The organism is Bifidobacterium sp. VU/mBH4 (B4) (assembly GCF_058199535.1).
This window is the reverse complement of record NZ_JBVPQJ010000002.1, coordinates 49,103-72,674: the sequence shown is the minus strand read 5'-3', so window position 1 is coordinate 72,674 and position 23,572 is coordinate 49,103. Positions and strand designations below refer to the sequence as shown.

The 23,572-nt window shown below is 60.4% G+C and carries 18 protein-coding genes and 1 tRNA gene; 4 read left to right on the top strand and 15 right to left on the bottom strand.

The window, feature by feature from the left end; translation table 11 throughout:
• Positions 1-12 precede the first annotated feature (12 nt).
• Complete coding sequence (locus AC0AII_RS03515) at positions 13-3,465, top strand: DUF499 family protein (RefSeq protein WP_490446139.1); 3,453 nt, start codon at positions 13-15, stop codon at positions 3,463-3,465.
• A gap of 188 nt (positions 3,466-3,653) precedes the next feature.
• On the opposite strand, the gene AC0AII_RS03510 is transcribed toward AC0AII_RS03515, so the two are convergent.
• From AC0AII_RS03510 to AC0AII_RS03470, 9 genes are all read right to left on the bottom strand, one after another.
• Positions 3,654-4,940, bottom strand: a complete 1,287-nt coding sequence (locus AC0AII_RS03510) for an MFS transporter (protein WP_490446138.1) — start codon at positions 4,938-4,940, stop codon at positions 3,654-3,656.
• Between the two features lie 13 nt (positions 4,941-4,953).
• Positions 4,954-5,649 (bottom strand): ABC transporter permease, encoded by a 696-nt coding sequence (locus tag AC0AII_RS03505; protein ID WP_490446137.1) that lies wholly within the window; start codon positions 5,647-5,649, stop codon positions 4,954-4,956.
• A 1-nt stretch (position 5,650) separates the two neighbouring features.
• A complete protein-coding gene (locus AC0AII_RS03500; RefSeq protein ID WP_490446136.1) occupies positions 5,651-6,382 on the bottom strand; it encodes an ABC transporter ATP-binding protein in 732 nt (243 codons plus the stop codon).
• Positions 6,383-6,499: 117 nt separating this feature from the next.
• The gene (locus AC0AII_RS03495; RefSeq protein ID WP_490446135.1) at positions 6,500-7,213 is read right to left on the bottom strand and encodes a TetR/AcrR family transcriptional regulator; all 714 of its coding nucleotides are present in this window, start codon (positions 7,211-7,213) and stop codon (positions 6,500-6,502) included.
• Positions 7,214-7,341: 128 nt separating this feature from the next.
• Complete coding sequence (locus AC0AII_RS03490; protein WP_490446134.1) at positions 7,342-8,025, bottom strand: NUDIX hydrolase; 684 nt, start codon at positions 8,023-8,025, stop codon at positions 7,342-7,344.
• Positions 8,026-8,060: 35 nt separating this feature from the next.
• On the bottom strand, positions 8,061-8,978 hold the full coding sequence (locus AC0AII_RS03485) for a Nif3-like dinuclear metal center hexameric protein (protein ID WP_490446133.1): 918 nt from the start codon (positions 8,976-8,978) through the stop codon (positions 8,061-8,063).
• 48 nt (positions 8,979-9,026) lie between these two features.
• Complete coding sequence (polA, locus tag AC0AII_RS03480; RefSeq protein ID WP_490446132.1) at positions 9,027-11,921, bottom strand: DNA polymerase I; 2,895 nt, start codon at positions 11,919-11,921, stop codon at positions 9,027-9,029.
• Positions 11,922-11,928: 7 nt separating this feature from the next.
• The gene (locus AC0AII_RS03475) at positions 11,929-12,561 is read right to left on the bottom strand and encodes an ANTAR domain-containing response regulator (protein ID WP_197071164.1); all 633 of its coding nucleotides are present in this window, start codon (positions 12,559-12,561) and stop codon (positions 11,929-11,931) included.
• A 64-nt stretch (positions 12,562-12,625) separates the two neighbouring features.
• Positions 12,626-12,699, bottom strand: a tRNA-Leu gene (locus AC0AII_RS03470).
• 121 nt (positions 12,700-12,820) lie between these two features.
• Between AC0AII_RS03470 and AC0AII_RS03465 the strand changes: the two genes are divergently transcribed.
• The gene (locus AC0AII_RS03465; protein WP_490446131.1) at positions 12,821-13,414 is read left to right on the top strand and encodes an NUDIX domain-containing protein; all 594 of its coding nucleotides are present in this window, start codon (positions 12,821-12,823) and stop codon (positions 13,412-13,414) included.
• Between the two features lie 148 nt (positions 13,415-13,562).
• Here the strand turns inward: AC0AII_RS03465 and pyk are convergent, their stop codons facing one another.
• The 6 genes from pyk to AC0AII_RS03435 all read right to left on the bottom strand — a co-directional run bounded on the left by pyk (position 13,563) and on the right by AC0AII_RS03435 (position 21,659).
• Complete coding sequence (pyk, locus tag AC0AII_RS03460; RefSeq protein ID WP_490446130.1) at positions 13,563-15,005, bottom strand: pyruvate kinase; 1,443 nt, start codon at positions 15,003-15,005, stop codon at positions 13,563-13,565.
• A gap of 111 nt (positions 15,006-15,116) precedes the next feature.
• Positions 15,117-16,118, bottom strand: a complete 1,002-nt coding sequence (locus AC0AII_RS03455; protein ID WP_490446129.1) for a TerC family protein — start codon at positions 16,116-16,118, stop codon at positions 15,117-15,119.
• A gap of 141 nt (positions 16,119-16,259) precedes the next feature.
• Positions 16,260-18,371 carry an excinuclease ABC subunit UvrB gene (gene uvrB, locus AC0AII_RS03450; RefSeq protein WP_101432488.1) on the bottom strand — a complete coding sequence of 704 codons (2,112 nt, stop codon included), beginning with the start codon at positions 18,369-18,371 and terminating at the stop codon, positions 16,260-16,262.
• A 39-nt stretch (positions 18,372-18,410) separates the two neighbouring features.
• Positions 18,411-19,043, bottom strand: coding sequence for a dephospho-CoA kinase (coaE, locus tag AC0AII_RS03445; RefSeq protein WP_490446128.1), 633 nt, complete (start codon positions 19,041-19,043; stop codon positions 18,411-18,413).
• 86 nt (positions 19,044-19,129) lie between these two features.
• Positions 19,130-20,635, bottom strand: a complete 1,506-nt coding sequence (gene rpsA / locus AC0AII_RS03440) for a 30S ribosomal protein S1 (RefSeq protein ID WP_198177695.1) — start codon at positions 20,633-20,635, stop codon at positions 19,130-19,132.
• Between the two features lie 103 nt (positions 20,636-20,738).
• The gene (locus AC0AII_RS03435) at positions 20,739-21,659 is read right to left on the bottom strand and encodes a bifunctional methylenetetrahydrofolate dehydrogenase/methenyltetrahydrofolate cyclohydrolase (protein WP_490446127.1); all 921 of its coding nucleotides are present in this window, start codon (positions 21,657-21,659) and stop codon (positions 20,739-20,741) included.
• A gap of 211 nt (positions 21,660-21,870) precedes the next feature.
• Here AC0AII_RS03435 and AC0AII_RS03430 point away from each other — a divergent pair, with 211 nt between their 5' ends.
• Both AC0AII_RS03430 and AC0AII_RS03425 read left to right on the top strand, forming a co-directional pair.
• The gene (locus AC0AII_RS03430) at positions 21,871-22,746 is read left to right on the top strand and encodes an ABC transporter ATP-binding protein (protein WP_490446126.1); all 876 of its coding nucleotides are present in this window, start codon (positions 21,871-21,873) and stop codon (positions 22,744-22,746) included.
• Positions 22,743-23,570, top strand: a complete 828-nt coding sequence (locus AC0AII_RS03425) for a metal ABC transporter permease (RefSeq protein ID WP_045924561.1) — start codon at positions 22,743-22,745, stop codon at positions 23,568-23,570. Before AC0AII_RS03430 ends, AC0AII_RS03425 begins: the two co-directional genes overlap by 4 nt.
• The last annotated feature ends 2 nt before the right edge of the window (positions 23,571-23,572 follow it).

Genomic DNA, 23,572 nt, shown 5'->3' with positions numbered 1-23,572 from the left:
AAGGAGCCTGCAATGGCAATGAACAACAGGGACAGGGTTGGTAAAGCATTCGAATACTTGTCAGAGGGACTGGTCGACCCAGTTAACGATGTTATGACAAAGGTGTTCCATACTAAGGATTGGCCTAATGCGTGGTCGCATTATGACCAGCAGAATCGTGGCGGCAACTTGTATGAGATGTCAAAGGAGGACGTTCAAGTCCAGTTGCGTGCGATCACCGAGTACGGGCGCGATTTCAATGGCACGCTTTCCCGTCCTCAGCAGGCATACGCCTCAGAGCTACGTGATACACGCAACCGTTGGGCACATATGCAGGCGTTCAGTTCAGATGACACAATCCGAGCGTTGAGTACCATCGAATACCTGCTCAATGCAGTTAATGCTCCAGATTCGGCTACCGACGTACGCAAACTGCGCGATGATTTACAGCGTACCGTGTATGAAGATCACACAAGGAAGGCCAGCCAGCGCAAGATTTTATCTATTGATCCTACATATGGCATGAAGCCATGGCGCTTTGTTATCAAACCGCACCCGGACGTAGCATCCGGCAGATTCACAGCATCCGAGTTCGCGGCAGACCTGTGGCAGGTCGCAGTAGACAAATCCGTATGCGAACCAGGCAACGCCTATGGTGATCCGGTTGAGTTCTTCAACCGCACCTATTTGACCGAAGGCCTACGCGACTTGCTCACCCGCGCCATACGCCGCCTGACCGGAGACAACTCCGGCTCCCCTGTAGTGAATCTACAGACCAATTTCGGTGGTGGCAAGACCCACTCCCTGCTCGCCTTATACCACCTGTTCGGCGACAAGCCCGTGACTGAGCTGTCATCCGACGTGCAAAATCTCGTAGCAGGATTGGGTGTGAATGCCTGGAAACCAGGTCGTGTGCGACGTGTAGCTTTGGTTGGCACCAGGCTTAACGTCGCCCAGCCCGACGTAAAGGCTGATGGCACTAAAGTGCACACCATTTGGGGTGAACTTGCTTGGCAGCTCGGCGGACGCGATGCCTACGATATGATTGCCGAAAACGACAAGCTGGGCAAGAACCCAGGCAACGGCATCGACAGACTACTCAAAAAATACTCGCCATGTCTGATACTCATAGATGAGTGGGTGGCCTACGCCAAGCAGCTCGTTGGCCATGACAACCTCCCAGCTGGCACATTCGATGATCAGTTCGTGTTCGCCCAGACACTGACTGAAGCAGTAGCGTCTACGCCCAATTGTATGCTTGTAGTCTCTATCCCCGCGTCCGATACCGGAGACAGTGCAAATGATATTGAAATCGGCGGGGAAAACGGCCAACAGGCACTACACCGGTTGCAGAACATCGTGCGCCGCAAGGCCGACCAGTGGCGGCCATCAACTCGTGACGAATCCTTCGAAATCGTCCGTAAGCGTCTCTTCGAGGCACCTACCGCCATCGCACAAGAACAGATCGCACTGACCGCACGTCGGTTCGTTGAAATGTACCGTCAGGGAGTGAAATACTATCCCTCCGGCGTGGACTCCAACGACTATGAGAAACGCATCCGAGCATCCTATCCGTTACACCCTGAGCTGCTGGATCGCCTGTACGAGGATTGGTCCGGTTTGGAGAACTTCCAACGCACGCGAGGAGTACTGACCCTAGTGTCGAGCATCATCCACGAACTGTGGGCATCGAACGACTCCAGTCCGCTGATTCTGCCAGGCAACGTACCCTTGGAATCTGAGTCCGTAAATTCGAATCTAACCCAGTACCTGCGCGACCCGTGGAAGCCGATCATCGATGCCGACGTGTCTGGGCCAGATTCCACTGCCGCATACATCGACAATGACAGGCCCGCGCTTGGACAACGTCATCTGACACAGCGGATCGCACGCACGGTATTTATGGGTTCTGTGCCTCGCAATGGCGCACAGAACCCCGGTATCAGCGAACAGTATGTACGGCTGGGAACAGCCATCCCAGGCGATCAGCAGGGCAACTTTGGCACAGCATTGAACATGCTGGAACAGCGGTCCACATACTTCTTCAACGAGGAATCCCACTACCGATATAGTCTGCAGCCTTCTATTGGCAAAACTGCTCGTGACTTCGCAGAACGTTTGCGCGAAGATCCAGAGACCGTGTACAACGAGATTGTCGAGCGCATACAGCCAGAAGGCCGTAAGGCCATGCGTGGCAAGTTCCGCCGCGTGTGCGTGACACCCGCATCTCATGACGGTATTCCTGACGTTGACGAGGCCACCCTTGTCATCACACACCCACGTTGGAGCACCAGCAAAGGGGAAGGAGAAGGCTCCGACTCCATGCATTGGATTCGAGATGCCATCGAACGACGCGGCACCGCACAGAGAACAAACAGGAACATGCTCGTGTTCCTCGCCGCTGACAAGAACGGTATTGAACTGGCGCAGGATGCTGCCCGCTCATACCTTGGCTGGAAGCATGTGTCCGACAACGAGGTTCAGCTAAACCTGACCCACCAGCAGTTACAACAGGCCCAGACCGACATGGCGCACTTCAGCAAAACTCTGGATGAGCGTATCCGAGCTGCTTACAACTGGGCCATCTACCCTGAGCAATTTGACCCGAAGGCCGCATACCGTCTGGCGATCAAAAAGATATCCGATACCGGCGGCGACAGCATGGCGCAGCGTACCGGTGATCAGATGGCTGCCGATGATCTGCTTATAGATGTTTACGACCCATCCGGCCTTGGTTACGAGATATTGAAGAATATCAAGTCCGCGTTCAAGGACGGCGTGCTAGATGTCAAGACTGTATGGAGTTATATCACACGGTTCCCATACATGCCCAGGCTCGTTAACCGCGACGTGCTTGATCAAGCCATTGAATGTTCTCTGAACAGGCCAGCTCTTCCGGATGAACGATTCGCACTGGCATCAGGACGTGACAAGATAAGCGGCAGGTTCCACAACCTGATTATTCCTGGCGTCACTGAGAATGATAGAGCGCTACAGATCACCGACTCCACGCTATTTGTCGAGTGGGACACAGCCATTGCCGCGCATCAGCAGTATGAGCATGAAATTGAAGAAAGCCGCAGAAAGTCTCTGGTGGATGACGAAACGCGGAATCTGATTGGCAATCCGAGAGGTGAAGATAATCTGGAGTCGCAGTCCGTAAACGGTGACTCCACTGCCGACGATTTCAGCTCTGGTTCCAATGAAATTGATGGGCAGCCTGTTGATACACATGCTGTGCCCGTCCCAGTGTCGATGAAGCGCTACTACAGCAATGTCGAGTTGGACCCTGATTTTATGAACAGAGACCTCGCTCGAATCAATGAGAAGATAATCGATCAGCTACGCATGAGTCATGCCAAGATCAAGCTCAGTCTCGAAATCAGCGCAGAAAACGACGATGGCTTCGACAAGAATATTGTAGAAGTCATCAACTCCAACGCAGCGTCACTTAAACTAGATGTGTCCAACTTCGAGGAGGAATGACTACTGGTACATGCTGCGCATTCTCATAAATAAGCAATAATCGCTATAACAAATCAATTATACCTTGTCTAACTGAACGGTATTGGAAGTCAAAAACGGCTGACTTCCAATGCCGTTTAGTATAGGGAATCAGATTGATTCCATGCAAAAAGCTCCGTACTACTAAAATGTCGCCGGTTCAAATCCGGCTAGCCCGACTTCTGCTTTCGCCCCATTTCGGTAGTCGGGTCCTTGGCGTTCATACCCAGCAATCCTGCAAAGAAAATGGCCAGAGCCAGCAGGCCTGTCAGGCTCGCATAGACAGACATGGTGATGGCTATGCCGACCAGATTTCCCAGTGTTAGAAAAATCATCTGCCCCAGAGGCGCCCCTATCATCATGACAGTCTGTACCACTCCCATAGTTGCAGCCAGGTGGTCCTCGCCCACTGTACTGATGAGCATGGTCATGAACCGAGGGTTGATCTTGCCCAAAAGATAGTTCATGACCAGGAGCGGGAGGAACAGCAGGACAGGAATGTGCAGCCAGACCAGGTTGACCCCCACCATGGCGGCTGCGACCATGACTCCGGTCAGTAGGTGTGCCATGGGCAGCCGCCGGAGCGGATCTGTGGCGAGAAGTGCACCGAGGATGAGTCCCAGGGAAGAGATGCCGTTGACGGCGGCTATGGTCGTGCCATAGCTTCCCCACCAGACCTCAGGCATGGAGATAAGCCCCAGATTGAGCAGGGGCTGCAGAGCTGTCCCCAGAAGGTTGACCATGCATCCGAAACCCACCATCAGAACCAGAAAGGCGGAGTGGCGGAACTCCCCCAAGATCACATGAAGGCTGGATGCTAGTCCCACATGCTTGCCCACAGGTGAGCCATTGCCTGTGACCTCCGCCCTGGCGAATGCCTTATAGCCAATGGCCACCAAAATTCCCGCCAGCAGAAAGGTGGCAGCATTGATCAGCGCAAATACAGCGAATCTGTTGCCCAGGAGGGTAATCAACACTGCGCCTCCGCCTGCACTGATGACAGCCGCGACGCTGGAGGTAACAGAGGTGATTGAAGTCGCCTGGTGAAGCTGGCTAGGCAGGACCAGATGTTTAAGTACCGGCATCCATAGACTGCCTGCATACCCCTCGAGCATGGAAGACGCCATGTCCATGGCTACCAGCAGCACAAAGACGGGCAGGCTCTTGGACCTGCCGATCATTATGGCAATAACCAGATAAATACACACTTGAATCAGCTTGATCACCACTTGCATCCGCGTCTTGTGCACGGTCCTGTCGGCCAGGTATCCGGTCAGAATGGCCGTCAGGGCTGGAGCTACCCAGGCCATTGAGGCTATGGAGACGGCCAGTCCGGCAAAGGGCATGGTCTGGGCATAGACGATGAAGACGATGTTGAAGAGCTCGCCTCCGACCGTATTCAACAGACTGGCCAGAACCATGGTCACAAAAGGCTTGTTCTTCAGAAGCTCCTGCATGGTCAGCCGTCGATCAGGGCAGTTCGATCTTCATGAGGGTCCGATGAAGCAGCCACCAGGCCGGCAGAGAGGCCAGAAAGATGATCAGAAGCAGCAGAGCAGACAGTAGCGGGGAGAGGGAGAGCAAGTTACCCACTACAGCGTCCAGCAGGAGCAGGACCGCGAACATGATGGGCAGCGAACGCTTCCAGAAGCCTATAGAGATGGCGATGCCAACCAACCCCACCAGTCCGGCAAGGCTGGTAACCAGCATGAGGAGAACCTGTTCAAGCAGACTGCCTGGCGAGCCCGTTCCAAGCGAACCCACAAGACGGTCGATCAGTAGCATGACGGTCAGGGTGATGGCCGTCCCGGCCAAGTAGGAGAGCGCAGTGAAGAGGCCGACGAAGATCAACTTGGCCAGCAGGATTCGGCTTCGCGATATGGGGAATGAGAGGGTGAGCGCCAGGTTCCTCCCCGTATAGGGCTCAATGAAGACCAGGTTGCAGAGGGCAGCAGCCACCAGGGAGAAGCCCACCAGAAGGATGACCATGGCCATCTGCAGCACGAAGGCCAGGCTTGACAACCGAGGATCTGACCGTCCGCTAGTGTGGCCAATGGCCAGGAACATGCCTCCGATGGCCAAGGCTGCGGCCACTACTGCCAGCCCTCCGAAGATGCAGGGCCATAGCCTGGTCTTTTTCAGTTCTAATTTCAGCAGCGTCTTCATATCAGCCCTCCATGGCCTTGACCAGGGTTCGCTCGGCGACCTCCTGGCCCTGATTGAGGAGCTCCGGCACGCTGGCCCGCAGGCTGACTCTGCCGTCCGCCACGACCATCACGTGGTCGGCCGTGCGCAACACTTCGGAGAGAATGTGGCTGGAAAAGAGGATTGCACTCCCCTGGGCTGCCAGGCTTCGCAGGCTGTCTCGCAGCTGTCCGATGGCCACAGGGTCCAGTCCGTTGAGCGGCTCGTCCAGTAGGTAAAGGTCAGGATGATGGCCCATGCACCTGGCCAGGGCCAGCCTCTGCCTCATGCCCATGGAATACCTGCCGACAGGCGTGGCTGAATCGGTGGCCAAACCGACCTTGTTCAAAAGTTGACTAATCCCGGTAGGCTCGGCATCCCTATGCTCCCGGTCTGCCAATGCCAGGTAGGTCAGGTCAATCTCAAGATTCTCCCTAGCGCTGAGGGACTCATAAAAGACCGGCTCGTTGATGGACACTCCCATCCTGGCCAGATTGCCCGGGTAGTCTTCGCTCAGAGGCCTCCCCAGAAAACAGACTCTGCCGCCGACAGGCCTCTGCATTCCGGTCAGGATCTTCAACAGCGTGGACTTGCCAGCCCCGTTGGCACCTAGCAAGCCCAGAATCTCGCCCTGCCCCAGGGTCAAATCCAGTCCGGACAGCACCTCCCTGCCTTCAAACACTTGGACAATTCCGTCCGCCTTCAGCACCTGCATAAAACTCCTTTCAAAAATACCGATGGTATGTTTGGTGGAAACAAAAACCATTACTCGTTAAGTGCCCGAATCTTGCTAGTAGACAGAACCCTCTTGGCTTTAAGATATCTATCGGCTCTAAGAGACCCCTTGATCCTGATTCTTGTCAGATTCCTCTTGCGTGGACTCCCCACTGGTGGCAGTCAAAGGATTGCTCTTCAGATGTGCGTGCAAATGCACGGCCGCACGAGTAACCCGATCATCGACGACAGGCGCCCCTATTCCCTTGAGCATATCCGCCAACAGGGAGAACTTGGAGACCACCTGGTCCCGGGTCATGGTCGAGAATCGAATCCCTATCCACATGTTGAGCAGGATGTAGAGCACCTGGGCCAGATCCTCAGGATTGCAGGGAGCGATGGAGCCGTCTTCCACACCTTCACGGACATAAGGAGTGATCACATCCACAATCCTGTCCATGGATTTCAAGTACATCTGGCCTACCATGCGGGGGCTCTTCAGCAGGGTTCTGGCGGAAAAGGTGACATCGAGACGCGAGTATGCCGACAGGGAGGCGATAAGCTCATTGCGCAGCTTCTCCAACCCGGTCTTGCCAGGCCAGTCCCCCAGCCAGTCCCCCTGGGAGGAGGACGAGGCCATACGCTCGGTAACCGCGTGGAAAATAGCCGTCTTGGAGGGGAAATGGTAGTAGACCGCTCCCTTGGTCATGCCGCCCAGGCCGTCGACGATGTCCTGGATGCTGGTTCCGTCGTAGCCCTTTTCCAGGAAGAGCCGCTGGGCTACATCGAGGATCTGATTGCGATGTCCTTCGGGATCCTTCGGCGTGCCCATGCAGTGCTCCTCTTCCTGTCAGCGCAACAATGCCTGATCATTCTGACCTGACCATCTTTTCTGACAAGAACCTATCATACCACCGGTATGTTCTACTCGCCCAATCACAGGCGTTGATGCCTGGGACCTTAATCCTTCTGCAGGCGACGGATGGCCTCATGCTGAATGGCCACCACCGCCTTGGCATCGGCGACTCCCGCTGCACAAAGCTCCTGCCAGGAGACCCAGGCCGACTGGATATGCTCGCCCGGGTCGAAGTCGGTGGATCCTTGATGCCAGCGACGCAGATGCATGACCACGATGTGGCCGAGCTCGTCGCTCATCCCCAGAGAGGAGTAGACATCGGGAGCAGCATCGATCCAACCGTCCTCCGGATCCAGGTGGCTTTCTGAGCCCGGCACACCCTCAGGCCCGGGCACCAGACCGGTCTCCTCACGCAGCTCGCGCAGGACGGCCTTGACGGGGCTCTCCCCTGGATCGATGAAGCCGGCCGGCAGGCCGAAGACATAGGCCTGGGCACCCACCCGGTACTCGCGGGTCAGCAGATAGGCATCGGCAGCGCAGTCGTGCACCAGCATGACCACGCAGGGGTCGTGACGGATGAGCTGCCGATCGATGGTTTCCTTGGAACCGTCACGCCGGAACATGGCCACCTGTTGCTGGTCGATAACGAATATCGGGCCGCGAAAGACTTCCCTGTCATCCAACAGCTCGGGAGCGCGGGTCATATCGATACCCTTGGGTCCCTGACCATCGCGGCCATCCAGTCTGGCGGCCAATCGTGCCTGCAGATCCTGCCCTTCATCGCTCATGAAATCACTCCTCCTCAACCATCAATCCTCAGCCGTCAACGCACCACCATGGTCCAGGGATCGGTGACGATGGACGAAACCTCCACCTGCGGGCGAACACCGGTAGCCGTCTCCAGGGCCCTGGCAATGTCTCCCTTGGCGTAGCGGAACCAGAGACTTTCGATGGCGGAATGCGGGGTGTTGATCAGCATGGGTTTGGGCTGATTGGGCCGACCGGCCATCCTGGCCTCATAGAGGGCCTGTTGGTAGGCGTCCGTGGCAGGGTGATGGCGCAAATCGCTGGTGATGTAGACATCGGCCCCCGTGGATCGAACCAGGTCGAACTCGGAGTCCCCCGATCCGGGCAGCAGGGCGACCGTGGAGACCATGGCCTCGGACGGACCGACCGCCTGAACACCCAGAGCCGTCTTGGGCAGGAGGCCCGCCACGGTCTGGACCAGATCCTCAAATGGCATGGGCGTGGGAAGCCGGCCCCAACGACCCAGGCCTACCTGAATTCCCTGTTCGGCGTGCAGGTCACGGTTTGAGAGCGGCTGAGGGGCCAGCGGTCGTGCATCCTGCAGGTCCAGGGCATCGGCAGCCGCCTGGGCCACGCCACGGTAGGCGGCATCAGCGTTGGTATGCCCCACCCAGAGCCCGCAACGGCCCTCGATCAGCCTGGTTGTCATATTCCCGCGGAAGTCCTGGCCGGAAACCTGGTGGACCGACCTGAAGAAGAGCGGATGGTGGGTGATCAGCAGGTCGGCCTGGTGGTCCAGAGCTTCCTGAACCACATCGGGCCGAGGGTCCACAGCGCACCAGATCCGCCTGACTGGCCAGGATGGATCTCCCGCCACCAAACCCGGATGGTCCCAGTCCTCCGCGTAGTCCAGAGGGTAGAGCCCCTCCAACAGATCCACCACCTGGCCCAGGGGCACCGAAGGCCTCTGAACCTCATCTTGCCCATCAGGCATGACGATCCCTCCTCGGATCCTGCTGGGCCCAGGCCACCACACGGCAGGTCAGTGAGCAGCCAGCTCCCAGTCCTGGCCGATGCCGGTGGACACGTCCAGGGGCACGGCCAATTCAACGGCATGTTCCATGGAATCCTTGACCAGTTTGGTGGCCTTGTCGGTCTCGCCGGGAGCGATCTCCACCACCAATTCATCGTGGATCTGCAGGGAGATGCGGCTCTTCAGCCCCTGATCGGACAAGGCACGGCTAGCCTTGATCATGGCGATCTTCATAATGTCGGCAGCCGACCCCTGGATGGGTGCGTTGAGGGCGGCCCTCTCGGCGGCCTCGCGGGTGGGACGGCGCTTGGATCGCAGCCCAGGGAAGTAGCGCCGCCGCCCGAACATGGTCTCGGTGTAGCCCTTCTCCCGGGCGTCGGCCACCAGGGACTCCAGGTACTCATGGACCTTGCCGAAGGTGGCGAAGTACTTGGCGCGCAGCACGTCGGCCGCAGCCGGGCTGATCTTGAGCTGCTGGGCCAGGCCGTAGGTGCTCAGTCCATAGGCCAGGCCGTAGCTCATGGCCTTCACATGGGAGCGCTGATCCCCGGTGACCTCCTCCATGGGAATGTCGTAGACCAGGCTGGCCACGTACCGGTGGAAGTCGGCACCTGACTTGAAAGCATCGATCAGGGCCTGATCCCCGGAAAGATGGGCCATGATCCGCAGCTCCACCTGAGAGTAGTCCGAAGAGAGCAGTGCCTCGTACCCGCTGCCAGGCACGAAGGCCGAACGGATCTCGCGGCCCCGGGCATCCCGGTTGGGGATGTTCTGCAGGTTGGGGTCGACCGAGCTCAGCCGGCCAGTAGCGGCCACGGTCTGCTCGTAGGTGGTGTGCAGCCGCCCATCCCGGGGGTTGACAGCCTCACGCAGGGTCTGGACGATCTGCTTGAGCTTGTTGGTCTCCCTGTGCTTGAGCAGGGCGCCCAGAAAGTCGTTGGCCCGCTCGTTGTTGACCGACTTGATGTACAGGTCCTGCAAGACCGAGACATTGGTCGAGTAGGAACCGGTCTTGGTCCTGTGGGTGGGCACCAGGCCCATATCGTCGAAAAGCACCTTGCTCAGCTGCTTGGGGCTCTGCAGGTTGACACGGCTGCCGGCCCTGTCCCAGGCGATTTCCTGAGCCTGGCGGGCTTCAGCGGCGAACCGGTCGTGCATCTCCTTCAGGCGGGCATCGTCCACCTTGGCGCCTTCGGTCTCCATCTGCGCCAGGACTGCCGAGGTGGGCAGCTCTATGGTGCGCAGCAGGCCGTACTGGTGACGCTCGTCCATCAGCTCCTGCAGCCGCTCGGAGACCATCATGACGTACTGCGCCTGGCGCAGAATCCGGGTCCCCCGCCTACGTTCGTCCTCTTCCTCTCGCCCGTCCAGGGCCAAGGCCCCCTGGGTAGCCTCGGGCTCCTCCTCTACGGGGATGGCCAGGAAATGGGCGACGGCCTGCTCCAGGTTGTCGGCATGAAAATCAGGCTCAGCCAGATAGCCTGCCAGCTTGGTGTCGAACAAGGGCAGGGGCATGTGCAACCCCTGGCTCTCCAGGAGGTGCAGGTGCTCCTTGTAGCCATGAACCACGCAGGTGCCAATCCGCTGGTCGATCAGCTCCTGGATGGCCCCACGCATGTCTTGGTCAATATCTTCTGCCATGAGGACCAGACCATGGCCGTCCATGGAGAGAATGGCCAGCTCCTCCAGGCCATAGTCGCCGTGCTTGGCCCAGCCGATGGCGTGGAGAACCCAGTGCTCCTTCATGGCCTCGCTGCAGCACATGGCATGCTGGTCGGAGTCGCCGATGTCCTTGATTTTGTCCAGGGAATCGGCCATGGCCTTGACATGGTCCGCCGAACGCTGGCAAAGGGCCTTGTCCGGCAGGTGCTTCTCGCACCAATCCCGCAGCTGGTCGCCGGACTCCGCCTTATCACGCTCGGGCTGGACGAACTCCTCCTGGTTGTTGCTGACATCAACCAGGGCGGATGCCGGCGAATAGTCGTAATCGGCTACCGTGTTGAATCCGCGCAGGATCTTCTTGCGGGTCTGCGGGCCGAACTGCAACTGCTCGAAGATGGGCAGCACCTGATCCGTGTGGATGGTGCCGAAATGCAGATCCTCCACCTTCACGCCCAGGTCCAGATCCCGCACCAAGGCGTTGACCTTCCTGTTAAGCCGCACCTGGTCGGCGTTCTCAGCCAGGGCCTGACCCTTCTTGCCGCCGATCTCGTCGGCATGCTCCAGGATGGAATCCAGCGATCCGTACTTGTTGATCCATTTGGCGGCATAGCCGTCGCCCACGCCCGGTACGCCGGGAATGTTGTCGGCCCCCTCGCCGCGCATGGCGGCCAGATCGGGATACTGCTCCGGGGTCACCTTGTAACGATCCATGATGGCCTGGGGGGTCATGTGCTTGAGGTTCTTGAAGTGGTGGCCGGGGTAGAGGACGGTGATGTCGTTGTCCACCAGCTGGAAGGCATCCCTGTCGCCCGACAGAACCAGGGTTTTGAACCCGGCCTGCTCTCCCATGGTGGCCAGTGTGCCGATGATGTCGTCGCCTTCGTAGCCAGGCTTTTCGATATAGGTGATGCCCAGGCCCTTGAGCAGGTCCTGGATCAGAGGCAGCTGGCTGAGCAGTTCCTTGGGGGCGGCCTCACGGGTGCCCTTGTACTGGGGCAGCATGGCATTGCGGAAGGTGCCGCCCTTGACATCAAAGGCCACGCCCATATGGGTGGGCTTCTCCTTGGCCATGACATCCGCCAACATGGTGGCAAATCCCCACACCGCGTTGGTGGGCTGCCCGGTCGAGGTGGTGAAACTCTCGACCGGAAGGGCATAGAAGGCCCGGAAGGCCAGCGAATGTCCATCGACGACCAGCAGGGTGCGGCCGTCCTTGTCCTGCTTCTTCGTCTGGTCTTCCATGGGAGGGCTAACGGTCGTTCTGGTTGGCCACGTTGTTGATGACCACGTCGGCCACCTCCTGCATGGTCAGCCTGCGGTCCATGGAGGTCTTCTGGATCCAGCGGAAGGCCTCGGACTCGGTCATGCCCATGCTCTCCATGAGCAGACCCTTGGCCCGGTCCACCCGCTTGCGGGCCTCAAAGCGGGCCTTCATGTCGGTGACCTCGTCCTTCAGGGCGTTGATCTGGTCAAAGCGTGAGATAGCCACCTCAAGGGCCGGCAGCAGCTTTTCCGGGGCGAAAGGCTTGACCACGTAGGCCATGGCTCCAGCATCAGCAGCCTTCTCGACCAGGCTCTGCTGAGAGAACGCCGTCAGCATAACCACCGGGGCCAGGTTTTCCTTGCCGATCTCAGTGGCGGCGGTAATGCCGTCAGTGCCGGGCATCTTCACGTCCATAACGACGACATCGGGCCTCAGCTCGCGGGTCAGATCAATGGCCTCTTGGCCGCTGGCCGCCTGACCGACCACGTCATAGCCGGCATCCTCGAGAGCTTCGACGGTATCGAGCCTGATCAAAGCCTCGTCCTCCGCCACAACCACGGTCCGCCCTTCGGGGGAATCGCTGCGGTTCTTACTCTCTGAAGCCACTTTCAACCTCATTTCCTGAAAGTCCATCCGAGCTTCAGCGGAAACCGATGAGAGACGGATGGGGTTCGCTTTATCGTGCCCCCGGTGAGACTCGAACTCACACTGCACGGATTTTGAGGCCGTTTCCTCTACCAATTGGGATACGGGGGCTTTTCGTCACCACAGAGAATCTACCATACTTTGGCGACGACGCAAGGTTATCCGTGTTGATTCTGCCTTAGAATGAAGACAGGTATGTATACAGGCACATCAGCAGTCGAAGGAGAGCATGATGACCACTCAGATCTATCGACGGTTCGATCCTTGGCGCACCTCCCCCGTCCAGGAGAAGGCCCGCAAGCAGATTATGGACAGCCACTACTTCAGCGTCGACAGGGTCACCTTTGAATCCAGCGACAATCAGACCTTCGATCGCAGCATCGTCAGCGAAAAGCATGGAGACACCATCGCCGTCCTGGCCATCACCGACGACGGGAGGATACCGCTGGTCGAGCAGTACCGTCTGCCCACCCACCGCTGGACCCTTGAGCTGCCGGCCGGGCATCCGCTCAACGACAAGGAAGCCCCCATCGATGTGGCCACCAGGCGGTTGCGCGAGGAGGCCGGATACAAGGCTGCCTCCTTTAACCAGTTCGCGAGGTTCATCAACACTCCCAGCTTCTCCACCCAGCACACCACGCTCTTCTATGCCGAGGGCCTGACCCCGGTCCAGCCGGCCAGCCTGGCACCAGAGACCCCCCACCAGAATGTGCGGCTCTTCACCTTGGATGAGGCCTATGACATGGTGATTGCAGGAACCATACTGGACGCCAAAACCACCATCGCCATCCTGCGGGCCAAAATCGGACTGTCTGACCTGCACTGACACAGACACCCTCACACAAAGAACCGGTGGCCTCTCCCCTGCATTGATAATGGGGAAAAGACCACCGGTTCACTGCTTCATCAGCATCTTAGGAATCTGAGGATCCACCTGACTGACTTAATCGACAGTCAGGTGGCAAATCAGGGAATCACTCGTTGGAGCCCACGGTGTGGACGTAGATGCAGTCGGTGTTGCCCGGCTCATGCTCGCCCTGGGCGCAGCTGAGCACCACCAGGCAGTCGCCGTCGGAGACCTTGCCATGCTTCTTCAAGGTGGAGTCCACGAAGTTCATCAGGTCTGCGCGAGTGAAGTCGTGGTAGTCCTGCCCGCAGAGGAACGCCTCGGTGCCCCAGCTCAAGGCCAGCCAATGATAGGTGTGCTCATTGGTGGTCAGTGCATAGATGGGGGCAGCCGGACGCTCGCGAGAGATCCGATGTACGGTGTTGCCCGTCTGGGTGAAGGCCACGATGGCCTTGGCGTTGATCTTGTCGGCCAGATCCACGGCAGCGGAAGAGACGGCGCCCGAGTTGGACATGTCCAAGTTGTGCATGGCCGGGATGCGGTCGAAGCCGTGGGTGGTGGCGTAGTCGGAGATCCGGGCCATGGTGGAGACCGTGGTGTCAGGGTATTCGCCCACGGCGGTCTCATTGGAGGTCATGGTGGCATCGGCGCCGTCAAGAACGGCGTTGGCGCAGTCGGAGGCCTCGGCGCGGCTGGGGATGGGCGAATGGACCATGGAGCCCAGGACCTCGGTAGCGACGATGACCGGCTTGGCGTACTGACGGGCCAGCTCGATGCAGCGCTTGGTCACCAGGGGGACCTGCTCGAAGGGCATCTCCACAGCCATATCGCCGCGGGCCACCATAATGCCGTCAAAGGCCTTGACGATCTCCTCCAGGTTCTCAACAGCCTGGGGCTTCTCGATCTTGGCCACGATGGGGATGCGGCGACCCTCCTCGTCCATGATCTCGTGGGCGCGGTCGATGTCGGTGGCAAAGCGGACGAAGGACATGGCGATGATGTCGGCACCGGTGCGGATGCCCCAGCGCAGGTCCTCCTCGTCCTTGGGAGTCAACGCCGGCAGACTCACAGCCACGCCAGGCAGGTTGATGCCCTTATGGGAGGAGACTGGACCGGCCACGACCACCTTGGTGTAGACCTGGTTGCCCTCGACCTTGGTGACCTCCAGGCGGACCTTGCCGTCGTCGATCAGGATGGGATCGCCGGGGTGGCAGTCCCCGGGCAGACCCTTGAAGGTGGTGGAGGTCATGTGCTCGTCACCCTCGACATCATCGGTGGTGATGATGAACTCCTGACCCTCCTTGAGATTGACCTTGTCTTCGCCCTGCTCATTCTTCTTGAACCAGCCACAGCGAATCTTGGGACCTTGCAGATCGACCAGGGCCGCCACGTTTCGTCCAGTCTCCTTGCTGGCCTGACGGACGTTGTTGTAAACCTTGAGGTGATCTTCAGGGGTGCCGTGTGACCGGTTGAGCCTGGCCACATCCATGCCAGCATTGACCAGCTTGGTAATGTTCTCCAGCGACTCCGAAGCCGGCCCGATGGTGTCGACGATCTTGGCTTTGCGCATATGCTACCTGCCTGTTCTTTTTCCTGTTTACCGTTCTATTGTACAGACTCGGCCTGATGGAAACCACTATTTCCCGTTAGCGCTAACAACCCTTGTGATTCAAAGGATTGTTTATTGGTTTTTCCCCTGCGAGGCTGTTGCAAGGGACTGGCGACGGCTCTTGAGCACTGAAGCCAAAGCCGCGATGCCTACGGCCAGGACGATGACCAGCAGGGATGCCCAGGTCGGAATCTCGGGCACGGCCGTCAGGGGCTGTCCGCCGTTGATGAAAGGCAAGGTGTTGCCATGCAGAGCCTCCAGGATCAGCTTGACACCGATGAAGGCCAGGACCACAGCCAGCCCCAGGGGCAGATACTCCAGCTTGTCCAGCAGGGATCCCAGCAGGAAGTAGAGCTGCTGAAGGCCCAGCAGGGCGAAGACATTGGAGATGAAGACGATGAAGGGATCCTTGGTCAGTCCGAAGATGGCCGGAATGGAGTCAAAGGCGAACATGACATCGGTGGTGCCGATGGCCAGGAAGACCACCAGCATGGGCGTGAAGTAGCGCTTGCCCTCGAAGGTGGTCCGCAGACGCTCACCGTCGTAATGACTGGTGATGGGGATGACCCGGCGCAGGGCCCTGATCAGCCCGTTCTCGTGGTACTCCTCCTGCTTGCCCCGGCTGGAGACCATGTTCCAGGCGGTATAGAGCAGGAAGAAGCCGAAGATGAAGAAGACCCAGGTGAAACGGGTGATCAGCGCCGTCCCGGCCAGGATGAAGACGCCGCGCAGCAGCAGGGCGATGGTGATGCCGACGCTGAGCACATAGCGCTGAAGCTGCAGGGGCACGGCGAAATTGCTCATGATGATGACGAAGACGAAGAGGTTGTCGATGCTGAGCGAGTACTCGGTCAGCCAGCCTGAGTAGAACTCGATGGCCGGCTTGGATCCGGCCACCTTCCAGATCAAGGCTCCAAAAATCAGGGCCATGACCACGAAGAAGCCGATGTGCCTGACGCATTCGCCAGTCGAAGGCACGTGCGGCCTACGCCCGATCACCAGAAGATCAACCACGAAGAAGACGGCCAGCACAACCAGGCTCACAACCATGAACGGCAGAGGTGTCTCGGACATACCACCTGACTTTAGCGGCAAGATATGACGTGCTCGTCTCCCCCGTCTGCCTGTAGAACATCCTCACAGGCAGCGGTCTGCAGGTCGGGCCTGAGATGCTCTTGCCTCCACATCACAGGCCCGACTTACGTATTGGGCTGCTTACTTTTTGGCCTCGGTCATCTGACGCAGCTCCTTCTTCAGATCCTTGATTTCGTCGCGCAGACGGGCTGCAAGCTCGAACTGCAACTGTTGCGCAGCCGTGTGCATCTGGTCGCTCAGCTGACGGATCAGGTCGGCAAGGTCCTGCGCCGGCAGACCGGCCTGGAGGATCTCCTGATGCCGCTTGTCAGCCTCGTCCTTGTCGTAGAGGGGCACGCCCAGGTGGGAGTTGCCGGCCTTGTTGGCGTTGCGGTAGCCGCCCGCCAGCAGGGTCTGGGTGTCCACATCCTCCTTGGCCAGCATGTCGTTGACGTCGCTGATTTTCTTGATCAACGGCTTGGGGTCCACGCCGTGCTCCTTGTTGTAGGCGATCTGCTTGGCCCGGCGACGGTTGGTCTCGCTGATGGCCTTGTCCATGGAGTCGGTGACCTCGTCCGCGTACATGATGACCTTGCCGGACACGTTCCTGGCCGCACGACCGATGGTCTGGATCAGGGAGCGGTAGGAGCGCAGGAAGCCCTCCTTGTCCGCATCCAGAATGGCCACCAGGGAGACCTCGGGCAGGTCCAGCCCCTCGCGCAGGAGGTTGATGCCCACAATGACGTCGATCTTCCCCTCGCGCAGCTCCCGCAGGAGCTCCACCCGCCGCAGGGTGTCCACATCCGAGTGCAGGTACTCCACCTTGATGTCGCGCTCCAGCAGGTAGTCGGTCAGATCCTCGGCCATCTTCTTGGTCAGCGTGGTCACCAGAACACGCTCGTGACGATCCACCCGGGCCTTGATCTCGTCCAGGAGGTCGTCCACCTGGCCCTTGACCGGCCTGACCTCCACCTCGGGATCCAACAGACCGGTGGGGCGGATGACCTGCTCCACCACCCCGTCGGACAGGCCCATCTCATAGTCGCCCGGCGTTGCCGACAGGTAGACGGTCTGGCCCACCTTGTCCAGAAACTCGGGCCACTTCAGCGGACGGTTGTCCATGGCCGAAGGCAGACGGAAGCCATGCTCCACCAGGGTCCGCTTGCGGCTGGCATCCCCCTCGTACATGGCTCCGATCTGGGGAACGGTCACGTGGGATTCGTCGATGACCAGCAGGAAGTCGTCGGGGAAGAAATCCAGCAGGGTGTGGGGCGGGGAACCGGGTTCGCGCCCGTCGAAGTGGCGGGAATAGTTCTCCACTCCGGAGCAGGTGCCGATCTGGGTGAGCATCTCCAGGTCGTAGGTGGTGCGCATGGTCAGCCTCTGGGCCTCCAGCTCCTTGCCCTGCTTGCGCAGCTGGCCCACACGCCAGTCCAGCTCCTCCTTGATGGTCTTCAGGGCGCGCTCCATCCGCTCGGGACCGGCCACATAGTGGGAGGCCGGGAAGATGTGCACGGAGGTCTCATGGGCGATCTCGTCCCCGGTCAGCGGGTGCAGGGTGGAGATGCGGTCGATCTCGTCGCCGAAGAATTCGATGCGGACGGCCAGCTCCTCATAGACGGGGATGATCTCGACCGTGTCGCCGCGCACGCGGAAGGTGCCTCGGGTGAAGGCGATGTCGTTGCGCTTGTACTGCATGTCCACGAACTTGCGCAGCAGGTCGTCCCGGTTGATCCGGTCCCCCTCGTGCAGGAAGAGCATGCGCCCGGCGTACTCCTCGGGCGTGCCCAAGCCGTAGATGCAGGAGACGGTGGCCACCACCACGCAGTCACGCCTGGTCAGCAGGTTGGCCGTGGCAGCATGCCGGAGCCGCTCCACGTCGTCGTTGATGTTCGAGTCCTTCTCGATATAAGTATCCGTCTGGGGGATGTAGGCCTCAGGCTGGTAGTAGTCGTAGTAGGAGACGAAGTAGGAGACCGCGTTGTCGGGCATGAGCTCGCGGAACTCGGCGCAGAGCTGGGCGGCCAGGGTCTTGTTGGGTTCCAGGATCAGGGTGGGCCGCTGCAGGCGCTCGATCAGCCAGGCCGTGGTCGCGGTCTTGCCGGTGCCGGTGGCGCCCATGAGCACCACGTCGTTCTCGCCGTTCTCGATCCGCGTGGCCAGTTCCTCGATGGCCTCTGGCTGGTCGCCGGAGGGCTTATAGGGAGACTTGACCACGAAGGGCTTGTCGGTCCGCTCAATGTTGAACCCCATGAAACTCCCTTCCAGGATGCGTCATTCGCCCAAGGCCCCTCAGTCGCTGTGCGAGGACCCCCGGGCCAAGGATTTCAGCTCTTCATATATTCTATCAACAGACTCGAACATTTGTTCGATAGGCTGGGATCCGTCCACCAACAGATCGGCCTGAGCGCGTCGCGAACTGCTGCTGGTCTGGGAACCGATGCGCTCAACAGCCTGGCTTGGCGTCATATGCCGCTGATTCACCATACGCGCAATCCTCACCTGGCTTGGGGCCTCCACCAGCAGAACCCTGTCGAAGCGAAAAGGAATGGATGATCCCACCTCGGTCAGCAGGGGCACCTCATGGACCACCACCCCGGAACCCTCCAGCCAGGGCTGTTCGGCTTTGGCGGCCAGATCGTAGACCAGCGGATGGATGATGTCGTCCAGGTCCTCGCGATCCCGGTCGGCCGTCGGCCCGCCGAAGACCCGTGCCGCCAGGGCTGACCTGTCCACGCCCCCCTGGCCGTCCCCACAGTCTGTGCCAAACCGCTCCAGGACCGGCCCTACGCCGGATCCGCCCGGGGCAATGACCTCATGGGAGAGCCGGTCGTAGTCGATGACCTTGGCTCCGTCCTGAGCCAGCCGAGCCGCCACCGTGCTCTTGCCAGCCGCTATCCCGCCAGTCAACCCCACACGTATCATCCCGACCTCCCGCTTATCCCTTACGACAGCAGATACAAATGGAGGGGCCCGACCGAGGCCGGACCCCTCCATTCACCGCTAAATGCTCACTTCTTTTCCTTGAGCAGCTGCTCGCGCAGGGCGGCCAGCTGGTCGTCGGAGGCCAAGGTGCCCTCGGAGCTGGACTCCGAGCTGTAGTTGGTGGTCTCCTCGGAACTCTGACGGCGGGAGCGCGAACCGGAGGCGGGCGCCTGGGAGGACCGGCTGTCCTCGGCGGCCGAAGCCTCGGCGTTCTCCAGCTCCTTGGCCACGAAGGCCTTGTGCTGCTCCCAGAGGTCGTGGGCGGCCGCATACTGGGACTCCCACTCCTCCCGCTGCTTCTCGTAGCCGGCGATCCACTCGTTGCTCTCGGGGTCGAAGCCCTCGGGGTACTTGTAGTTGCCCTCCTCGTCGTACTCGGCAGGCATGCCGTAGATGGCCGGATCGAAGTCCTCGGAGGTCGGGTCGACGGAGTCGTCGGCCTGCTTGAGGGACAGGGAGATGCGGCGGCGATCCAGGTCGACGTCGATGACCTTGACAAAGATCTCCTCGCCCTGCTTGACCACGGTCTCGGGGTTCTCCACGTGACGGTTGGCCAGCTCGGAGATGTGGACCAGGCCCTCGATGCCGTCCTCGACGGAGACGAAGACGCCGAACTGCACGATCTTGGTGACCTTGCCCTTGACGATCTGTCCGGGCACGTGGGTCCTGGCGAAGCGCTGCCAAGGATCTTCCTGGGTGGCCTTGAGGGACAGCGAGATGCGCTCGCGGTCCATATCGACATCCAGCACCTCGACGGTGACCTTGTCGCCCACCTTGACGACCTCGCTGGGGTGATCGATGTGCTTCCAGGAGAGCTCGGAGACGTGGATCAGGCCGTCCACACCGCCCAGGTCGACGAAGGCGCCGAAGTTGACGATGGAGCTGACCGTGCCCTCGCGGATCTGGCCCTTCTTGAGCTGGGCCATGAAGGTCTCGCGCACCTCGGACTGGGTCTCCTCCAGGTACTGGCGGCGGGAGAGGACCACGTTGTTGCGGTTCTTGTCCAGCTCCAGGATCTTGGCCTTGATCTTCTGCCCGATGTAGGGAGACAGGTCGCGCACGCGGCGCATCTCGACCAGGGATGCGGGCAGGAAGCCGCGCAGGCCGATGTCGACGATGAGCCCGCCCTTGACGGCCTCGATGACGGTGCCCTCAACGACGCCGTCAGCCTCCTTGATCTTCTCGATGTCGCCCCAGGCGCGCTCGTACTGGGCACGCTTCTTGGACAGGATCAGGCGGCCTTCCTTGTCCTCCTTGGTGACGACCAAGGCCTCGATGGTGTCACCGACCTGGACCACATCGTCGGGATCGACATCCTTCTTGATGGAAAGCTCGCGGGAGGGAATCACGCCCTCGGTCTTGTAGCCGATGTCCAGCAGAACCTCGTCATGGTCGATCTTAACGACCGTCCCCTCGACCAGATCCCCATCGTCGAAGTTCTTGATGGTGGAATCGACTGCCTTGATGAAGTCTTCCTCGGACCCGATGTCATTGACCGCGACCTGGGGGACTTCCTTCTTGTTCTCTGCCATTAATTAAATTGTTTCTTGTATAGTTGGTGGATATTTTTTCCGTATTGAGTTATGCGTTCCCGCCGGCAGGCGCGAACATTCTCCATGATAGGAGACACTGCGGTCATTGTCGCCGGGAGACCTCGGGCGTGTCGCAGACAGGGATTCCGGCGGCTCGCTCAGCCGATTCGACCACATTGACCAGGAGCATGGCCCGGGTCATGGGCCCCACCCCGCCGGGATTGGGCGTATAAGCGGCTGCAGACAGCCTGGCGGCCGGATCGATGTCGCCCTTGATCCGCCAGCGCCCCTCCTGCTGGTCCCATATCCGGGAGACGCCTACATCCACCAGGACGGCACCCTGGCGAACCTGGTCCGGACCAACCAGCCCGGCTCGGCCCACGGCCGCGATGATCACGTCAGCCCTGCGCAGATGGGCGTCAATGTCCTTGGTGCGGGTATGGCAGAGGGTCACGGTGGCATCCACCCCGCGGTTGGTCAGGAGCAGACCGATGGTGCGGCCCACGGTCAATCCTCGGCCCAGCACGCAGACCTCCTTGCCGGCCAGGTCAATCCCGTAATGGTCCAGCAGGTGTAGGATCCCCCGCGGGGTGCAGGGCAGGGGGGTCCGCACCTGGCCATCGGTATGCAGGACCAGCTGGCCCAGGCTGTAAGGATGCATGCCGTCGGCGTCCTTGGCCGGATCGATGCGATCGATGATCTCCGTGGGATCCACGCTCTCGGGCAGGGGCAGCTGGACGATGTAGCCGGTGCAGTCAGGATCCTGGTTGAGCTGATCCACTGCAGCAAGAATCCGCTCCTCGCCGGCATCGGCGGGCAGATCAACCCTGATCGACCGGATGCCCACCTGGCTGCAGTCCCGATGCTTGCCCTCTACATATTTGACTGAACCGGGGTCATCCCCCACCAGGATGGTCCCCAGCCCAGGAGTGCGTCCCATGGCCGTCAGCCTCGCCACGCGAGCGCGCAGGTCCTCCTTGAGTTCCGCAGCCGCCGCCTTGCCGTCCAGTTTCACTGCAGTCAATACATCTCCATCATTCAAGCGGGCGCAAACCCTTGTCGAAATCGTCTGGGCCAGCCTAGCGCAGATTCCACCCCGACCGGAAGCTCCGTCCAAGGGCCGGTACAGGAGGACTCGACTGCTGAAGTTGCGCGCTGTCCCCTCCCCAACAATAATGAGAATCATGCTCAATAAGAGCAGGTTCACCTTGTGAGCCCTTGCAGGAAAGGAAGCCATGGATACGGACACGGACAGCACATCCACGCAGGCCTGCATCGTCTTCGACCATGCCGCCATCCGCCGATCCGGGCGGCTGATCTGGTCTGAAGGAACCTTCGCCATCCCCTCGGGAACCGTGACCGCCATCGTGGGCACCAACGGCACGGGCAAGACCAGCATGATGCAGGCCGAATTGGGTCTGCTCCCCCTGGACGCCGGCAGTCTGCAGGTCCTGGGGAAAGCGGCCGGCCAGGCCAACGACCGCATCGGCTACGTACCCCAGAGCTACACCTCGGATATCGACTCCAACCTGACCGCCGAGCAATCCGTCCTGCTGGGACTGACCGGCACCCGGTTCGGCATTCACCCCGTCACCCGGCAGGACCGCGAGCGCGCCAGAGAGGCCATGCGCTTCGTCGGCGTGGAGGACAGGGCCCACCTGCGCCTGTCCCAGCTCTCCGGCGGTCTGCGACAGCGGGTGGCCATCGCCCAGGCCCTGGTCTGCGATCCTGATCTGCTCATGCTGGACGAGCCCCTGGCCAATCTGGACCTGGCCGGGCAGCGCGCCACCGTCCACCTGCTAGCCCAGCTCAACAGCCGTCTGGGCATGTCCATCCAGGTGGTGGCCCACGACCTGAACATGCTGCTGCCTGTGCTGACCGGGGCGGTCTACCTGCTGGACGGGCATCCCCACTACGCCCGCATGGACGACGTGCTGGACTCGGACCTGCTCACCCACCTCTACGGCACCAAGGTGGAGGTGGTCACCACTCCCCAGGGGGACATGTTCGTGGCCCCCGACACGGACGAGCCGATCGGACCCGTCCACAATCGCTACCAACCCAGCCAGGTGGCCCGCCTGCACGGGACGGACCGGGAAAGGACCTCATGACCACACCAGTCTTCGACCCCCATTGGACGGAGATCCTCGCCGCCCCCTTCATGCGCAACGCCATGGTGGCCGGCTTGTGCATTGCCGTGGCCGCCGGAGCCATGGGCTATTTCACCATTGCCAGACACTCCACCTTCGCCGCCCACGCCCTGGCCCACATCGGTCTGCCCGGGGCCACAGGGGCCGTCCTGCTGGGGCTGCCGGTCTCTGCCGGCATGGGCCTGTTCGCCCTGGGCGGGGCGCTGGTCATCGGAGCCCTGGGCAAGCGGGCCTCCCAGCGGGAGATCGCCACGGGCACGGTCCTGGCCTTCGCCACCGGCCTGGGGCTCTTCTTCGCCAGGATGTCCAGCTCGGCCTCCCAGCAGATGCAGGCCATCCTCTTCGGGTCCATCCTGACCATCACCCGAGGGCAGGTCGTCGGCTTCATCATCTTCGATGCAATCCTGCTGATCCTGCTGGCCCTGATCTACCGGCCCCTGCTCTTCAGCTCCCTGGATGAGCAGGTGGCCCAGGCCCGTGGCGTGCCCATCGGGCTGATGAACCTGACCTTCATGGCCATCATGGCCGGCGTCATCACCATCGCCGTGCCGGCAGTGGGGACCCTGCTCATCTTCGCCCTGGTCGTCACCCCGGCGGCCACGGCCAACATCCTGGTGGCCTCTCCCCTGCGGGCCATGCTCCTGTCGGGACTGATCTGCCTGGCTTCCATCTGGGGAGGCCTGGTGATCTCAGCCATGGTTCCCGCTCCTCCAAGCTTCGTCATCGTGACCCTGTCCACCCTCTTCTGGGCTCTGGCCAAGGGGTGGGCGGCCCTGCGCGCCTGATG

What these genes read in the sequence shown, in the direction of transcription:
- AC0AII_RS03515 (WP_490446139.1), top strand. Translation starts at nt 13, where the DNA reads ATGGCAATGAACAACAGGGACAGGGTTGGTAAAGCATTCGAATACTTG.
- AC0AII_RS03510 (WP_490446138.1), bottom strand. Translation starts at nt 4,940, where the DNA reads ATGCAGGAGCTTCTGAAGAACAAGCCTTTTGTGACCATGGTTCTGGCC.
- AC0AII_RS03505 (WP_490446137.1), bottom strand. Translation starts at nt 5,649, where the DNA reads ATGAAGACGCTGCTGAAATTAGAACTGAAAAAGACCAGGCTATGGCCC.
- AC0AII_RS03500 (WP_490446136.1), bottom strand. Translation starts at nt 6,382, where the DNA reads ATGCAGGTGCTGAAGGCGGACGGAATTGTCCAAGTGTTTGAAGGCAGG.
- AC0AII_RS03495 (WP_490446135.1), bottom strand. Translation starts at nt 7,213, where the DNA reads ATGGGCACGCCGAAGGATCCCGAAGGACATCGCAATCAGATCCTCGAT.
- AC0AII_RS03490 (WP_490446134.1), bottom strand. Translation starts at nt 8,025, where the DNA reads ATGAGCGATGAAGGGCAGGATCTGCAGGCACGATTGGCCGCCAGACTG.
- AC0AII_RS03485 (WP_490446133.1), bottom strand. Translation starts at nt 8,978, where the DNA reads ATGCCTGATGGGCAAGATGAGGTTCAGAGGCCTTCGGTGCCCCTGGGC.
- polA (WP_490446132.1), bottom strand. Translation starts at nt 11,921, where the DNA reads ATGGAAGACCAGACGAAGAAGCAGGACAAGGACGGCCGCACCCTGCTG.
- AC0AII_RS03475 (WP_197071164.1), bottom strand. Translation starts at nt 12,561, where the DNA reads ATGAGGTTGAAAGTGGCTTCAGAGAGTAAGAACCGCAGCGATTCCCCC.
- AC0AII_RS03465 (WP_490446131.1), top strand. Translation starts at nt 12,821, where the DNA reads ATGACCACTCAGATCTATCGACGGTTCGATCCTTGGCGCACCTCCCCC.
- pyk (WP_490446130.1), bottom strand. Translation starts at nt 15,005, where the DNA reads ATGCGCAAAGCCAAGATCGTCGACACCATCGGGCCGGCTTCGGAGTCG.
- AC0AII_RS03455 (WP_490446129.1), bottom strand. Translation starts at nt 16,118, where the DNA reads ATGTCCGAGACACCTCTGCCGTTCATGGTTGTGAGCCTGGTTGTGCTG.
- uvrB (WP_101432488.1), bottom strand. Translation starts at nt 18,371, where the DNA reads ATGGGGTTCAACATTGAGCGGACCGACAAGCCCTTCGTGGTCAAGTCT.
- coaE (WP_490446128.1), bottom strand. Translation starts at nt 19,043, where the DNA reads ATGATACGTGTGGGGTTGACTGGCGGGATAGCGGCTGGCAAGAGCACG.
- rpsA (WP_198177695.1), bottom strand. Translation starts at nt 20,635, where the DNA reads ATGGCAGAGAACAAGAAGGAAGTCCCCCAGGTCGCGGTCAATGACATC.
- AC0AII_RS03430 (WP_490446126.1), top strand. Translation starts at nt 21,871, where the DNA reads ATGGATACGGACACGGACAGCACATCCACGCAGGCCTGCATCGTCTTC.
- AC0AII_RS03425 (WP_045924561.1), top strand. Translation starts at nt 22,743, where the DNA reads ATGACCACACCAGTCTTCGACCCCCATTGGACGGAGATCCTCGCCGCC.